The organism is Gemmatimonadaceae bacterium (genome assembly GCA_040882285.1).
Taxonomy (GTDB): domain Bacteria; phylum Gemmatimonadota; class Gemmatimonadetes; order Gemmatimonadales; family Gemmatimonadaceae; genus JACDCY01.
The window spans coordinates 260,701-274,980 of the sequence record JBBEBQ010000005.1 but is presented as its reverse complement, the minus strand read 5'-3'; the positions used below and the strand labels follow the sequence as shown (position 1 = coordinate 274,980).

General features: G+C 66.2%; 15 protein-coding genes, 1 tRNA gene and 1 pseudogene. 12 read left to right on the top strand and 5 right to left on the bottom strand.

Features of this window, described 5'->3' with window-relative positions; translation table 11 throughout:
- Positions 1-91 precede the first annotated feature (91 nt).
- Positions 92-165 (top strand) — tRNA-Ile (locus WEA80_02160).
- A gap of 124 nt (positions 166-289) precedes the next feature.
- Positions 290-466: pseudogene (locus WEA80_02155) on the top strand (phosphoenolpyruvate carboxylase).
- Between the two features lie 210 nt (positions 467-676).
- Here WEA80_02155 and WEA80_02150 read toward each other — a convergent pair.
- Complete coding sequence (locus WEA80_02150; protein ID MEX1185370.1) at positions 677-997, bottom strand: hypothetical protein; 321 nt, start codon at positions 995-997, stop codon at positions 677-679.
- 509 nt (positions 998-1,506) lie between these two features.
- Here WEA80_02150 and WEA80_02145 point away from each other — a divergent pair.
- The 6 genes from WEA80_02145 (at position 1,507) to WEA80_02120 (ending at position 5,954) form a co-directional block, all read left to right on the top strand.
- Complete coding sequence (locus tag WEA80_02145) at positions 1,507-1,974, top strand: MarR family transcriptional regulator (GenBank protein MEX1185369.1); 468 nt, start codon at positions 1,507-1,509, stop codon at positions 1,972-1,974.
- A gap of 80 nt (positions 1,975-2,054) precedes the next feature.
- Positions 2,055-2,531, top strand: a complete 477-nt coding sequence (locus WEA80_02140; protein ID MEX1185368.1) for a DoxX family protein — start codon at positions 2,055-2,057, stop codon at positions 2,529-2,531.
- A gap of 87 nt (positions 2,532-2,618) precedes the next feature.
- Positions 2,619-3,017, top strand: coding sequence for a hypothetical protein (locus tag WEA80_02135; GenBank protein ID MEX1185367.1), 399 nt, complete (start codon positions 2,619-2,621; stop codon positions 3,015-3,017).
- A gap of 61 nt (positions 3,018-3,078) precedes the next feature.
- The gene (locus WEA80_02130; protein MEX1185366.1) at positions 3,079-3,822 is read left to right on the top strand and encodes a hypothetical protein; all 744 of its coding nucleotides are present in this window, start codon (positions 3,079-3,081) and stop codon (positions 3,820-3,822) included.
- Between the two features lie 22 nt (positions 3,823-3,844).
- On the top strand, positions 3,845-4,699 hold the full coding sequence (locus WEA80_02125) for a zinc metalloprotease HtpX (GenBank protein ID MEX1185365.1): 855 nt from the start codon (positions 3,845-3,847) through the stop codon (positions 4,697-4,699).
- A 1-nt stretch (position 4,700) separates the two neighbouring features.
- Complete coding sequence (locus tag WEA80_02120) at positions 4,701-5,954, top strand: serine hydrolase (protein ID MEX1185364.1); 1,254 nt, start codon at positions 4,701-4,703, stop codon at positions 5,952-5,954.
- Here WEA80_02120 and WEA80_02115 read toward each other — a convergent pair.
- Complete coding sequence (locus tag WEA80_02115; protein MEX1185363.1) at positions 5,951-6,340, bottom strand: four helix bundle protein; 390 nt, start codon at positions 6,338-6,340, stop codon at positions 5,951-5,953. The two genes, WEA80_02120 and WEA80_02115, sit on opposite strands and share 4 nt — an antisense overlap.
- A 153-nt stretch (positions 6,341-6,493) precedes the next feature.
- On the opposite strand from WEA80_02115, the gene nagB reads away from it, so the two are divergent.
- Complete coding sequence (nagB, locus tag WEA80_02110) at positions 6,494-8,398, top strand: glucosamine-6-phosphate deaminase (protein MEX1185362.1); 1,905 nt, start codon at positions 6,494-6,496, stop codon at positions 8,396-8,398.
- A 90-nt stretch (positions 8,399-8,488) separates the two neighbouring features.
- Complete coding sequence (gene msrB / locus WEA80_02105; GenBank protein MEX1185361.1) at positions 8,489-8,884, top strand: peptide-methionine (R)-S-oxide reductase MsrB; 396 nt, start codon at positions 8,489-8,491, stop codon at positions 8,882-8,884.
- Positions 8,885-8,887: 3 nt separating this feature from the next.
- Here msrB and WEA80_02100 read toward each other — a convergent pair whose 3' ends face one another.
- Positions 8,888-9,817 (bottom strand): phenylalanine 4-monooxygenase, encoded by a 930-nt coding sequence (locus WEA80_02100; GenBank protein ID MEX1185360.1) that lies wholly within the window; start codon positions 9,815-9,817, stop codon positions 8,888-8,890.
- 118 nt (positions 9,818-9,935) lie between these two features.
- Here WEA80_02100 and infA point away from each other — a divergent pair, with 118 nt between their 5' ends.
- A complete protein-coding gene (infA, locus tag WEA80_02095) occupies positions 9,936-10,157 on the top strand; it encodes a translation initiation factor IF-1 (GenBank protein ID MEX1185359.1) in 222 nt (73 codons plus the stop codon).
- Between the two features lie 130 nt (positions 10,158-10,287).
- On the opposite strand, the gene WEA80_02090 is transcribed toward infA, so the two are convergent.
- Positions 10,288-12,840 (bottom strand): FtsX-like permease family protein, encoded by a 2,553-nt coding sequence (locus WEA80_02090; GenBank protein ID MEX1185358.1) that lies wholly within the window; start codon positions 12,838-12,840, stop codon positions 10,288-10,290.
- Entirely contained in the window at positions 12,840-13,511 is a 672-nt protein-coding gene (locus tag WEA80_02085) for an ABC transporter ATP-binding protein (protein MEX1185357.1), read from the bottom strand. Before WEA80_02085 ends, WEA80_02090 begins: the two co-directional genes overlap by 1 nt.
- Here WEA80_02085 and WEA80_02080 point away from each other — a divergent pair.
- On the top strand, positions 13,510-14,238 hold the full coding sequence (locus WEA80_02080) for an arylesterase (protein ID MEX1185356.1): 729 nt from the start codon (positions 13,510-13,512) through the stop codon (positions 14,236-14,238). The genes WEA80_02085 and WEA80_02080 overlap by 2 nt on opposite strands.
- The last annotated feature ends 42 nt before the right edge of the window (positions 14,239-14,280 follow it).

Sequence of the window (14,280 nt, the reverse complement as noted above, 5' to 3'; positions counted from 1 at the left end):
ACGCGTGCAAAATGGTCGCGGGCAGGGTAGACTCCCCCGCCATTCTGCGATAAACTTAAAGGCTCTTCCCGATTGTCCGTCAGTCGGGTAAGGGCCTGTAGCTCAGGTGGTTAGAGCGCACGCCTGATAAGCGTGAGGTCCGAGGTTCAACTCCTCGCAGGCCCACTGAGATAAGCGAAAGCTCCGCCACCAGTTACACGGTCGGCGGGGCTTTCTTCTGTCACTGTTGGCGTGAGTGCAGTGCCTAGGACAGTGACAAAGCGCCGTCACTTCTTGGCGCGGCGGGCGGCAGGAAGTGATGATCGGCTACTCCGATTCGGGAAAGGATGCGGGAATGATCGCCGCGTCATGGGCCCTCTACCGCGCGCAGGAATCGCTGGCAGATCTATTTCGCGAAGCGGGCGTCGAGCTCCGTCTTTTTCATGGCAGGGGCGGTGAGGGCGGAAGTCTCCACCTCGGAGGCTGAGAGTTAGCTCCGCCCAGATTCGTAAACATTTACGCTCTCCTCTCCGCGCGCAAACCGCCCGGTTAGGGCCTACATCCGCCATTGAATACGATTGCGAAATTCGCGCAAGTGTTTATTTGACAAGAAGTTCGCGCGGCGGGTCGATCGTCACGCAAAAAAATAGGAGGGGTCCCGTCAGGGACCCCTCCTATTCATGACCTAGAGCGATGGTCAGGCAATCGTAGACAGAGAGTCGAACTTGAACGTCTCGATCGTCGGCCTGCCGGTTATCACCGGACGAAGCGCCTTGTCCAGTTTCGGATAAGTCGCGGATTCGTACTTACGCGCTGAATCCATGTCGTTCCAGACACTGATGGCGAGGACGTGTTGATCCTGCACCAGCAACAGCTCGTTCTTGAAGCCGTCCTGCTTCTTCAGCATTGGAAGTACTTCGTTTCTAAAGAGGGTATGAAACTCCTCATTCTTGTCAGTCGCGATGTCGAATCGAACGCTACGCGCGATCTGGCCCTTGTTGTCGTTGATCTTCTGCATTTTAGAATATCTCCAGTACCCCGTCAGAATTTGCCGACCCCTGCGTGCGAGGATTCACCGCAGGAGCCCTACGCCGAGAGCATCAACTCTGGCGCTCAATCTAAGCTCGAATCGTACACTGAAATATAACACATCCTGTGTCCTAAATGTAGATTTCACAACGATTTACGCTAAGTCGCGCGGGCCACGGCGGTTACCTGATGAGGTCGAATTTCCCGATCGGCGTGAGGCGGCATTAACCCCAAAGACGTACCATGTTCGGGTTGATCAAATCAGTTCCTGGCTTCCGCCAGATTTTCCGGTAATATGTGACCAGTACCCGAACCTAGGAGGTCCCGTGACTTCCGCCGCTCCCGGCCGCGTGCCGGCCCGTAGGGAGGGCGTGCCAACGCACCCACCTTGCCAATGACCGAAGCCGCCGCTCCTGCCCCCGCCTCGCAGCGCGACTCAGCGGAGGCGCCGACCCTCCACGCCTTGACACTCAGTGTCATAACACCTATAATCAGGGCATGACACCAGCCCTGCGGGACGAGATCAAGCAGCGGAAGCCCTTCAAGAGCATCTACGAAGAAGCCGCGCTCAACATCGTGCGCACCAGCGCCCTGCTCAGCGCCGACTTCGGGCAGGTGTTCAAGCCCTACGGCCTCACCGCGACCCAGTACAACGTCCTGCGGATCCTCCGCGGAGCGGACGAGAAGGGACTTTGCCGCAACGACGTCCGCGACCGGCTCCTGACCAAGATGCCGGACGCGACCCGCCTGCTCGACCGCATGGAGAAGGCCGGGCTCATCTCCCGCTCGCGCGAGCAGGAGGACCGGCGCCTCGTTGCGACCAGGCTCACGAAGAAAGGAAGGGAGCTGGTGGACGAGCTCGACCCCGTCGTCGCCCGGCAGCACAAGGCCAGGTTGGGCCACCTCTCCGACAAGCAGCTCGCCACGCTCAAGACGCTGCTGACCCTGGCGCGGAGCCGCCCATGATTTCTTTTGGACATAAAGGTGTTATCACATCAAACGGTATCACACGTAGTAACCCGTTCACCCTCATTCAAGGAGCAACGATGTTCTCTCTCTTCCACTCTCCCTCGCAGCGCCAGGTCGACGTCGGCCTGACGATCCTCCGCGTCGTCCTCGGCGTGATCTTCATCGCCCACGGCGGCCAGAAGCTGTTCGTCTTCGGCTTCGACGGCATCGCCGGCGCGTTCGGCCAGATGGGAGTGCCCGCGCCCGGGCTCGTCGGTCCCGCGATCGCGCTGATCGAGTTCTTCGGCGGTATCGCGCTGGCGCTCGGCCTGCTCACCAGGCTGGCGGCGCTCGGCATCGGATCCACCATGATCGGCGCGATCCTGCTCGTGCACCTTCCCGCGGGATTCTTCGCGCCCAACGGAGTCGAGTTCCCGCTGGCGCTGCTCGCGGCAGCCGCGACGCTCGTGGTCACCGGCGCCGGCAAGTATTCGCTCGACGCGCTGATCGCCGGCCGGCAGCCGGCGGCGGCTCCAAGCGCCGAGCTTCAGGCCAGGGTTCGCCGCGCCGCGTAAAGCGCAACCCTTTGGCGGTGCCGAGGGTACTTACAAAGAGTCCGGTCCGGATGTCCCGGGCCGGGCTCTTCTCACACAGGCCCAGCCATGAAAACGATCCTGCTGCTCTCTACTGCCGTCATCCTGTCGGCCGCCGGCGCCCGCTCCGCGGACGCCCAATCCACTCCGGCCGAGCGGGTCGCGTGCGACTCCGTTCCGGCGGACTGCGTCAAGCTGTCCGCGGCCGCCGACTCGGCGCTGCGCGAGATCGAGCGCGCCGCTACCGAGCTCGCCAAAGCCGTGGAGCAGACCGTTCGCCAGACCGCCAACGATCCGCAGCTCCGAATCACGGCGCTCAAGCTCGCCGCGGGAGCGCTGGCCGTCGCGCAGCAGACGCTGATCCAGAACGCCGACACGCTGGAGCGGATGCTCGCCGAAGCGTCGCGGCAGATGGCGTCCGCGCAGGCCGCGCTGGAAGCTCGCGCCGAGGCGACGAAGAAGCCGTAGCACCGATTCTTGCGATCCCGTTGCGCGGGGACAGCGCGCGCGATAATTCACAGGGATCGCAATGAATCACAGCAAGCTTCTTCGCAACTTCGCCGCGCTCGCGTGGCTCGCCGCCGCGCTCGCTTGCGCGGATTCGGACGAGCACCGCGCCGAAGAGGCGCTTTTGACGGCGGACAGCGAGGAGGGAGGGGCCCAGGGACTCCTCTCGCTCAATTACGAGATCACCTCCGAGGTCTTCAAGAAATGGAAGCGCGCGCAGCTGGCGCTCGATCGCGAGCTAGGGCGGAGCCGGTCGCGCTCGCTCAAGGCTTCGATCATCGGAGCGCGGCCGACGCGGGAAGCGATCGAGCGGTCGGTCGCCCGCGTCGAGGAGAACGCCCGCGCGAGGCGCGCCATCGAGCAGGCGGGGATGAGCCCGCGCCACTACGTGGTGGCGACGGTCGCGCTGTTCCAGGCCACGAGAGGTATCGACCCGATCACCGGAGAGACCTTCCGCGGCGTGCCGGCCCGCAACGTGGAGTTCGCGCGGCAGAACCGGGCGGAGATCGAATCGGCCGAAGAGGCGCGGGAGTTCCAGGAGATCGCCGATAGCATAGCGGCCGCGCGCGCTGCAATGGCCGCGGCGCCGGAATCCGTGGAAGTAATCGTGGACACTGTCCCGCCGCGGGTGCCTGTTCCTACTCGGGTACCGACTCCGACGCCGGCGCCGACACCAACGCCCCAGCCTACCCAGCCGCCGCCACGACCCACGACAAATACGACACCGGCGACCCCGGCCGCGCCGGATCAGCCATCTTTACGGTAGCAGAGTCAATCGGAGATTCTTGATGTACAACAACATGAAGGTTTTCGCGCTGATGGCCGGCATGACGGCGCTGCTCGGCGCCATCGGATTGTATCTGGGCGGCGACGGCGGGCTGACGACCGCGCTGCTGTTCGCCGGAGTGATGAACGTCGCGATGTACTTCTGGTCGCACAAGATCGTGCTGAAGATGTACCGCGCGCGCATCGTCACGGCCGCGGAAGCGCCCGAGCTGTACGAGATGGTGGACCGCCTGCGGCAGCGCGCGAACCTGCCAATGCCGGTCGTCGCGATCGCGCCGCACGAGCAGCCCAACGCTTTCGCCACCGGGCGCGACCCGCATCACGCCGTGGTGTGCGTCACCGAAGGGATCGTGCGTCTGATCAGCAAGGAAGAGCTCGAGGGCGTGATAGCCCACGAGCTGGGACACATCCGCAACCGCGACATGCTGCTGCAGACCGTGACCGCGACCATGGCGGGCGCGATCTCGTTTCTGCCGCGGCTGGCGCTGTGGGGCGGCGGGAGCCGCGACCGCAACGTGCATCCGGCGATCGCGATCGCGCTGATGATTCTCGGCCCGCTGGCGGCGATGATCATCCAGGCCGCGATCAGCCGGCAGCGCGAGTTCAAGGCGGACGCCGCCGGCGCGGAGATCTGCGGCCGGCCGCTGGATCTCGCGAGAGCGCTCCGCAAGCTGGAAGCGGGAGCGCACCGGATTCCGATGAACGTGTCGCCCGCGGCGGCGCCGCTGGCGATCGTGAATCCGCTGTCGGCCGCGCACGGCGGCGCGATGTTGAAGTGGTTCTCCACGCATCCGCCGACGGCGGAGCGCGTCCAGCAGCTCGAGGCCATTGCGGCGGGGACGCAAGTCGCCGCGTAACGTGAGCCGCACCACGTCACTCCGCGCCCGCCTGCTCTTCGCGGGCGGCGCGGCGTTGATGTCCGCGTGCGCGCCGGCGCGGCCGCCCGAGCCGCCGACGCCAGCCGTTCACGTCCGGCGCGCCATGGCCGCCGGCATCGACGACCGCCTGCCCGCGATGCTCGATTCCATCATGGCGGTGGGCATAACCGAGCGGGCGGCCCCCGGCGGGTCGATCGCCATCGGACGGTACGGCCAGCACGTGCTCGCGCGCGGCTACGGGCGCACCGACTGGGCGGCGGGCGCGCCCGCGGTGGACGACCGCACGATCTACGACCTTGCCTCGCTCACGAAGGTCGTCGTGACCACGACTGCGGCGATGATTCTCGAGGAGGAAGGCCGTCTCGATCTCGACCGCACGGTCGCGTCGTACCTACAGGAGTTCAACGACTCGAGCAAGGCCGCGATAACCATCGAGATGCTGCTCACGCACCGCGGCGGGCTGGAGGCGTACGCGCAGCTGTTCACCACGCTGCGCGGCCGCGAGGCATACCTGGAAGCGATCAACGCGCGGCCGCTGCGGTATCCCCCGGGAGAGCGCAGCGTGTACAGCGACTGGGACATGATCCTCCTGCAGCTCGTGATCGAGCGCATCACCGGCGAGCCGCTCGACGTGTTCGCGCGCTGGCGGATAACCGAGCCGCTCGGAATGACCGACAGCTTCTTCAATCCGGACTCGTCGCTTCTCGTGCGCATAGCGCCGACCGAGCTGCTGGCGTCCACTGGCCGGCTCATTCACGGAGTCGTGCACGACGAGAACGCGCGCGCGTTCGGCGGAGTCGCGGGACACGCCGGCTTCTTCTCCTCGGCGCGCGATCTCGCGATCTTCGCGCAGATGATGCTGAACGGCGGGCATTACGGGACCGTGCGCATCCTCCGTCCCACGACGATCGCGCGCTGGACCTCGAGGCAGGAGGCCGACACCAGCCGCGCGCTGGGGTGGGACACGCCGTCGGGCAGGTCGAGCGCCGGCCGCTATTTCTCGCCGCGCGGTTTCGGGCACACCGGCTTCACCGGAACGTCGATCTGGATCGACCCGGTGAAGGACATGTACGTGGTGCTGCTCACCAACCGCGTGAACCCGACGCGGCAGAGCACTCGGGTTTTTCGGCTGCGGCGGGACGTGGCGGATGCGGCGCAGTGGGCGGTGATGGATGCGCCGCTGGTGGAGTGGGAGGTCACGCGCGTGATGCCGGAGCCCGGTGGGGGCAGCTAGTAACTACCTAACCTCTCCCCCCTTACCGCCGTCTTCATCACCAGAGTTCGATCAAGTGAGGTCAGCATTCGTTCCAGATGGGAGACTTGCTGGGACAGCCGCGCGTGTTCGTCGTTCTTGAGATAGCCGAGGTCTCGGGCTAGAAGCAGTTGATACTCCGCCTCGCACGCCGAGCCCGTCGCGATCTGGACGAAGGAGGCGAACGCTCCCGTGGAGTCCCGGCCGCAACCTTCGGCTAGGTTGGTAGGAACCGACACGACGGATTTGCGAAGTTGTGCGGTCAGTCCATAACGCTCGTCGGTAGGGAATGATTTGGTCGTGGAATAAACATCCAGTACGAAAGAGTGCGCTTTCATCCAAACTTTCAGCTTTTTGAAGTCCTGCACGGTAGCACTCCGGCGAGAGAGGAAGGGCAAGATGCGGCAATTCGTCCGGGGTCCCACCGCGTTTCCGCTAACGCGCAATCATTTTCCCGCATTAGTAGTTTGTTACTAGTCACTAGTCACTAGTCACTAGTCACAGGCTAAATAGTCACCAGTATGTCTAACAGAGAACGTGTCCCACTCGTCATCGTCGAATACGACGCCATCGCCGAAAGGCTCGCGCGGCGCATCGGCGAAATCATCCAGCAGCGCCGCGCGGAGGGCTCCCACGCCGTGCTCGGGCTCGCCACCGGCAGCACGCCGATCGGGATCTACCGCGAGTTGATCCGCATGCACCGCGAGGAGGGGCTCGACTTCTCCGACGTGGTAACGTTCAATCTGGACGAGTACTACCCGATGAAGCCGGACAGCATCCACAGCTATCACCGGTACATGTGGGAGAATCTCTTCTCGCACATCAACATCCGGCCGGAGAACGTGCACATCCCGCGGGGCGACGTATCGCGCGAGCAGGTGGACGATGAGTGCGTCGCGTACGAGGAGGCCATCCGCCAGGCGGGCGGCATCGATCTCCAGCTGCTCGGCATCGGCAAGACGGGACACATCGGCTTCAACGAGCCGGGCTCGGGGATCGAGTCGCGCACGCGGCGCATCGCGCTCGACACCGTCACGCGCCGCGACGCGGCCGCCGATTTCTTCGGCGAGGACAACGTCCCGACCGAAGCGATCACGATGGGCGTCGCCAGCATCATGGAGGCGCGCGAGATCGCGCTCGTCGCCACCGGCGAGCACAAGTCGGAGATCGTGCGGCGCGCCGTCGAGGGCGAGCCCGATCCCGACGTGGCCGCGACCTATCTGCAGGAGCACTCGAACGCCGTGTTCTACCTCGACCCCGCCGCCGCGGCCGAGCTGACGCGGGTGAAGACGCCGTGGGTCGTGGGCGAGGTGCTGTGGACGCGCGCGCGCGAAATCGAGGCGGTCATCTGGCTCAGCGAGGTGACGGGCAAGTCCGTCCTCAAGCTCGACTCGCTCGATTACCGCGAGCACCATCTCAGTGCGCTACTCGCGCGCCACGGCTCGGCGGGCCCGCTCAACGGCGAGGTGTTCAACGCGCTGGTCGCGAAGATCCGCGGCCGCAGCAAACTCCCGACGGGGAAGCGCATCATCGTGTTCTCGCCGCACCCGGACGACGACGTCATCTCGATGGGCGGCATCCTGCACAAGCTCCACCAGAACGGGAACAACATTCTGGTCGCCTATATGACTTCGGGGAACATCGCGGTGTTCGATCACGAGGTTCGCCGCTACGTGGACTTCATCCGCCGCGCGGGGCTGGAGCTGGGCGTCACCGATCCCGCGTCGCCCACGCGGCTCGCGGCGATCGAGAAGTTCCTCGACGGCAAGTCTCCGGGTGAAGTCGACAGCGAGGAGGTCCTCATCCTCAAGCGGACCATCCGCGAAGCGGAGGCGGTGGCGGGCATCCGCACGTTCGGCATGGGCCGCGAGCAGGCGCGCTTCCTCAACATGCCGTTTTATCAGACCGGGAAGGTGCGCAAGGATCCGATCGGCGACGAGGACGTGCGCATCGTGCTGGCTCTCCTGGAGGAGCACCGCCCCGAGCTGATGTTCGTGGCGGGCGATCTCTCCGACCCGCACGGGACGCACCGGATGTGCCTCGAGGCGGTCGAGCTCGCGCTGGAGTCCTACGACGGCGAGACGCCGGAGATGTGGTACTACCGCGGCGCGTGGCAGGAGTGGAGCGTCAGCGACGCCGACGTGCTGGTGCCGCTGTCCGAGGACGAGCTGCGCGCCAAGATCACGGCGATCTTCCAGCACCAGTCGCAGAAGGACCGCGCGCCGTTCCCCGGACCGGACGAGCGCGAGTTCTGGCAGCGCGTGGAAGGCCGCAACCGCAACACCGCGCACCTCGTGGATCAGCTCGGGCTGCCGGAGTATTTCGCGATGGAGGCCTACGTAGTGCGGAGGAACGGAGCGCCGCTCGAGGTCGAGCCGGTGCCGACGAGCACCCTCAGGGTGGGGAGCCTTCAGCCGGCGGGCTGACCGGTGGCCGGACCGTCCTTCGGCAGTCGCAGCGTAAAAGTCGATCCCTCGCACCATGCGAGCGGAACGTCAGGTGGAGGAGCGAGGCGAATGCCTGAATCCAGACGGAAGACCGACGACGAATGGCGGCAGCAGCTCACGCCCGAGCAATACCGGATCGCGCGCGAAAAGGGGACGGAGCGCGCGTTCACCGGCGCGTACCACGACACGAAGCAGCCGGGCGTGTACCGCTGCGTGGCGTGCGGCACGGAGCTGTTCCGCTCGGACGCGAAGTTCGATTCCGGCAGCGGCTGGCCGAGCTTCACGCAGCCGGTCGCGAACGAGAACGTGAAGACCGCGGAAGACACGAGCCACGGAATGCGGCGCATCGAGGTGACGTGCGCCGCGTGCGACGCGCACCTGGGCCACGTCTTCCCCGACGGGCCGGGGCCCGAAGGCATCCGCTACTGCATCAACTCGGCGGTGCTGAAGCTCGAGCCGGAGTAGCCGCTAGACCGTGGCCTCGATGAAGCTGCGAATGTCGGCATCGCTCAGCGCCGGCTCACCGGGCGAGACGTTGTCGAGCTTGCCTTCCTTCATCCAGGTCTCGAGCGTCCCGACCAGATCGAACAGGTGCTCGAAGTCGTCGACGATGAAGAGCAGCGGCTGATAGTGGTCGATCTCGAAGTACTGGTTCACCACCCACTCGAGCTGGATCGGGTACCGCTGCACGGTCGGTGAGTCGACGCTGTGCGCCAGCTCCCCGTAGGACGAGAGCAAGCCGCTGCCGTACGCCTTGAGCCCCTTGCCGTCCTCGGACTTCATCAGCCCGAACTCGATCGTGAACCAGAAGAACCGGGCCATCGCCTTGATGATGCTGGTGGCGCGGCGCGCCTGCTCGTCCTTGTCGCGGACGTCCTGCACCAGCCGCACGGCGGTGTGCGCCGCCTCGCCGAACCGCACCAGCGTGTCGGCGAACGCCTGGTCCGTGTGCATCGGCACGTGGCCGGCGATGTCGTGGAAGATGTCCGGCTCGGGCAGGTAATCGAGCGTTGTGCCGTCCCGGATGGTGATCGTGGTGGGGAACTCGCGCCGGCGGAGACAGTCGAAGAACAGGAACGGCGGCACGTAGCCGCTCACCGCTTTCGCCTGAAAGCCGGTGCGCGGCGCCATGAACTTGTTGACGTCCTCGAGGCGCGGGATCCGGTCGGGCGTCAGGCACAGCGTCTCGAGCCCCTGCAGAAACCGGTGATTGGCGTACTTCAGCCAGCGGTCGTGCATCCGGGCGTACAGCTTGCGCCACGCCTCGTGGTTGGGCTCGCTGTACAGCTCGTACGGCTGGTGGATGTACAGCTCGCCGCGACTCACCGCCTCTTCGATGAAGGGCGCCTTGGTGGTCGTGAGACCCGCTCGACTGACTTCCGTCACTGGGATAGCCATTCTACATCCTCAACTGATGGCTCGGGGAAATATAGGTGACTAGTGATTAGTGACTAGTGACTAGTAACTACGGCCGCGTTGTTGACGCAAGCTCATGCGTTAGGGCATTATACACTCTGTGGCAAAACAAGATTCCATCCAGCTCGAGGGCACGGTCGTCGATGTCCTCCCCAACGCGACGTTTCGCGTATCCGTGAACAGCGGGCACGAGGTGCTGTCCACCCTGGCCGGCAACATGCGGCGGTTCCGCATTCGGGTGCTTCAGGGCGATCGCGTAACTGTCGAAGTGTCGCCGTACGATCTCACTCGCGGCCGAATTACCTTCCGCCATAAGACCTAACGGGGTCACTGCGCTGCGCGCTGCCAGCTTGAAGCTGCCAGCTGCGAGCAAGGCGGAAAACCTCGGCTGTTGGGGCGCAGGTCGCAGCACGCAGCACGCAGGGTAGTTCGCAGTTACTAGTCACTAGTCACTAGTCGCCCCTCAAGGCTGCCATCGGCGTTTCCCGGAACACTTCCCGCCCCGCTAGCAACCCGATCGTGACCGTTAGTCCGATCATCAACCCCGCAATGCCGAGACTCGCCTTTATCGCCGGTGTGAAAGCGGTGTCGAACACGAAGCGCGTGATCGCCCACCCGGCGGCGTAGGCCAGCAGCAGCCCCGTAGCGCTGCCAAGCACGCCGAGCGCGGTGTATTCGGCCAGCATCACCCGCGCGACCTGCGCGCGCGTAGCGCCGAGCGTCTTGAGCAGCACGCCTTCGCGCACGCGCTCGCGCCGGGCGCCCGCGACCGCCGAGATCAGGATCGGCACGGCCATCGCGAGACTGAACAGCGCGAGGAAGCGCACGGCGACCGTCACGCGATCCAGGATCTTGCCGATCGTGTTCTGGATGAGCGAGAGGTCGATGCTCGACACGTTCGGGAAGCGGGACACGATCGAGCGCTGCAGCCGCGCGGTCTGGGCCGCGTCGAGGGTCTTCGCCGTCACGATGTACTGCGTCGGCGCGCGCGCGAGCGCCTCCGGCCGAAACACGATGAAGAAGTTCGGCTCGAACCTGTTCCAGTCCACGGCGCGCAGGCTGGTGATCCGCGTCGGCACCTGCACTCCCTGCACGTCCCAGACGACCACGTCGGCGAGCTCGAGCCTGAGATCACGGGCAAGGTCCTGCTCGACGGAGATCGCGGACGTGTCGGACTGCGCGCTCGTCTCCGCGTCCCATTTGCCGGCGACGAGCCGCTCCGACGCCACCAGCGTGTCGCGGAAGGTCGAGCGGTACTCGCGGCGCAGCGCCCAGCGCGCGCGTCTTCCCTCGGGTGTGCGCTCGATCCGGTCGTCGGTGACGGGTACTCCGTTGATGGAGCCGACCCGCATGACCACGACCGGGGCTTTCTGAACCATCCGCTCCGCGCCCGCGCGCACCAGTGAGTCCACGCCCGGCTGCTGGTCCTGCTGCACGTCGAAGAACACGACGTTCGCGCTGGAGCTGCCCACTCCCAGCGAGAAGCGGTCGAGTAGGCTCGATTGCACCACGTACAGCGTAGTCACGAGAAACACCCCGAATCCGAGCGCGAGAATCACCGGCCGCGTCTGGTTGGCCGGGCGGTGCAGGTTGGAGATCCCCTGCCGCAGGACGTACGGCCAGCGCGGCCGCACGGCCTTGCGCGCGAGCCACGACAGGAGTGCGGCACTCACGCCGAGCACCAGCAAGGCGACCCCTGCACCGATGCTCATCGCGACGCCTTCGGTGAGCGAGCCGGTGCGCATGACGGCGATGGTCACGATGCTGGCGGCGATCGCGGCGTTCACCAGCAGCCGCGGCGCGTCGCGCCAATGCATCCGCAGCACGTTCGAGTCCGCGTCGCGCCGCAGCGTCTGCAGCGGCGAGATCTTCCGCAGCGCGAGCAGCGGACGCAGCGCGAACGCCAGCGCGACCCACGCGCCCACGAGCAGCCCGGCGACCATCGCCGACGGCTCGGGCCGGACGCTCACGTCCACGGGCAGAACGTCGCTGAGCGCGATCGGCACGAGAAACTGCATGCCGAGTCCGAGCACGACACCGAACGCGGCTCCGATCAGCCCCATCACGGCCGCCTGGAGCACGTACACAGCCAGCACCTGCCGGCTCGTCGCGCCGAGGCAGCGAAGAATCGCCACCGTGTCGATCTTGCGCGCGACGAACGCGTGCACTCCGCTCGCGACGCCGAGCCCTCCCAGCAGCAGCGCCACCAGTCCGACTACGCCGATGAACTGCGCGAGCTGCGCGATCGCGTCGCTGACGTCCTCCTCGGTCTGCTCGGCGGTCTGCACCCTGACGTCGAGCGCGCGCCGCCGCGGGCGCACGTCGCGCGAGATCCGCTCGGCGATCTCCGGGGTCCGCGTTTTTCCTAGCACCTCGTAGCTCGCGGTGCTGCCGAATTGCAGCAGCTGCGTTTCGGCAAGGTATCGCGCAGGTATGAATACGCGCGGGCCGATCATCTCCGAGATCTCCGGCGTGCCGGGGATGTCGGTCACCGTCCCGGCGATGGCAAAGCGGGCGTAGCCGATCGAGATCGTGTCGCCGATCCGGACATCGAGCGCAGTCAGCAGCGAGGGGTCGATCAGCGCGTGCGGCCCGGTCCGCAGCGCGCTCCACCGGCCCGCCGGTTCCGTCGTGATGTCGCCGTACAGTGGATAGTTGCCAGTGACCGCCTGGATGGGCGCGAGGCGCGAATCGCCGCTCCGCCGCGCTACGGCCATCGAGGGGAACTTGGTGATTCGCGCGATCTCGACGCCGTTTCGCGCGAGCGAATCGAACAACGAATCCACGGCCGGGCGGAAGGGCTGACGAGAGCTGAATGCGATGTCGCCGCCGAGCAGCACGCGCGACTGCTCGCGTAGCGAGCGAGTGAGATTGGCCGCGAAGGAGTCGATCGCGACCAGCGCGCCGACGCCGAGCGAGATGGACGACATCGACAGCAGCAGCCGCCTGCGCGCGGTCCGGCTCTCGCGCCACGCGAGCCGCGCGATGGAGCGCCACAGCCGCATCAGATGGACCGGTCTTCGACCAGCGCGCCGTCGCTCAGGCGGATGAGGCGGCACGCGCGCGACGCGACAGTCTGCTCGTGGGTCACCACGATCACCGTGGTGCCGGATTCGCGATTCAGCTCGACGACCGTGTCCATGATCATCTCGCCGGTAACGCCGTCGAGGTTGCCCGTCGGCTCGTCGGCGAAGAGGATGCGCGGGGAATTGGCGAAGGCGCGCGCGATCGCTACGCGCTGCTGCTCGCCGCCGGAAAGCTGGGCGGGGAAGTGGCTGCCGCGCTTGCCCAGCCCCACGCGGGCGAGCAGCTCCCGCGCGCGAAGGGCGGCGTCGCGCTCGCCGCGCAGCTCGAGCGGGACCTGCACGTTCTCCAGCGCCGTCAGTGCGGGGATAAGCTGAAAGCTCTGAAAGACGAACCCGACCTTGGCGCCGCGCAGCCTGGCGCGTCCGTCCTCGGACATCGCCGTGATGTCGTCGCCGTCGAGGACCACAGTGCCCCGCGTCGGTGTATCCAATCCGGCGAGCAGGCCGAGCAGCGTGGTCTTGCCGCTGCCGGACGGTCCGGAAATCGCGACGAGGTCGCCCTGCGGGACGCTGAAGCTGACGTCCCGCAGCGCTGTTAAGCTTGATGATCCGCTCTGGTATTCCTTCGTGAGGTTGGTAGCGACGAGCATGAGAACCCTTGGGATCGTGATGGTTGCGGTGGTCGCGGCATGCGCGGCGTGCGCGCCAGATGACAAGAATACCGCGCGCGCGGATGCGGGGCAGGTGAGCGCGCGCGAAAGCCGCGACACCGCTTCGGCCGCGGGCGTCGCGCGCGCGGGTGGGACGAAGGTGTTATTCGTCGGGACCAGTCTCACCGCTGGGTACGGGCTGACGCCGGAGCTGGCGTATCCGTCGGTCGTCGCGCGATTGGCCGAGTCGGACGGAGTGCCGATCGAAGCGACGAACGCGGGGCTGAGCGGCGAGACGTCCGCCGGCGCGCTCCGGCGGATGGACTGGATCCTCCGCGCTCCCGCGGACGTCATCGTGATAGAGACGGGCGCGAACGACGCGCTGCGCGGGCTCGATCCCGACTCGACGCGCGCGAACCTCGAGCGGATCATCGCCCGGATCAGGGCGGCGCAGCCGCGCGCGGAGATCGTGCTGGTGCAGATGGAGGCGCCGCCCAACTACGGCATCGGTTACGTGCGCCGCTTTCGCGCGATGTACGCCGCCGTCGCGCGGGATGAGGAAGTGGCGCTCGCGCCGTTTCTCCTGGACGGCGTCGCGGGATTGCCCGAGCTGAACCAGGCCGACGGAATTCATCCCAACCGGCGCGGCGCCGAGCTGGTAGCCGCGAACGTCTGGAAGGCGCTCAGGCCGGTGGTGGAGAGAGCGGAGAGCGCCGGCGGGGATTAGCACTTGCGGGTCGTTTGGCGTGGTCACATCGTCTGAGCGGAG

Coding starts and splice junctions, on each gene's coding strand:
- WEA80_02135 (MEX1185367.1), top strand. CDS start 2,619: ATGAAAACGATCCTGCTGCTCTCTACTGCCGTCATCCTGTCGGCCGCC.
- WEA80_02150 (MEX1185370.1), bottom strand. CDS start 997: ATGCAGAAGATCAACGACAACAAGGGCCAGATCGCGCGTAGCGTTCGA.
- nagB (MEX1185362.1), top strand. CDS start 6,494: ATGTCTAACAGAGAACGTGTCCCACTCGTCATCGTCGAATACGACGCC.
- WEA80_02125 (MEX1185365.1), top strand. CDS start 3,845: ATGTACAACAACATGAAGGTTTTCGCGCTGATGGCCGGCATGACGGCG.
- WEA80_02145 (MEX1185369.1), top strand. CDS start 1,507: ATGACACCAGCCCTGCGGGACGAGATCAAGCAGCGGAAGCCCTTCAAG.
- WEA80_02100 (MEX1185360.1), bottom strand. CDS start 9,817: ATGGCTATCCCAGTGACGGAAGTCAGTCGAGCGGGTCTCACGACCACC.
- WEA80_02085 (MEX1185357.1), bottom strand. CDS start 13,511: ATGCTCGTCGCTACCAACCTCACGAAGGAATACCAGAGCGGATCATCA.
- msrB (MEX1185361.1), top strand. CDS start 8,489: ATGCCTGAATCCAGACGGAAGACCGACGACGAATGGCGGCAGCAGCTC.
- WEA80_02140 (MEX1185368.1), top strand. CDS start 2,055: ATGTTCTCTCTCTTCCACTCTCCCTCGCAGCGCCAGGTCGACGTCGGC.
- WEA80_02090 (MEX1185358.1), bottom strand. CDS start 12,840: ATGCGGCTGTGGCGCTCCATCGCGCGGCTCGCGTGGCGCGAGAGCCGG.
- WEA80_02080 (MEX1185356.1), top strand. CDS start 13,510: ATGAGAACCCTTGGGATCGTGATGGTTGCGGTGGTCGCGGCATGCGCG.
- WEA80_02130 (MEX1185366.1), top strand. CDS start 3,079: ATGAATCACAGCAAGCTTCTTCGCAACTTCGCCGCGCTCGCGTGGCTC.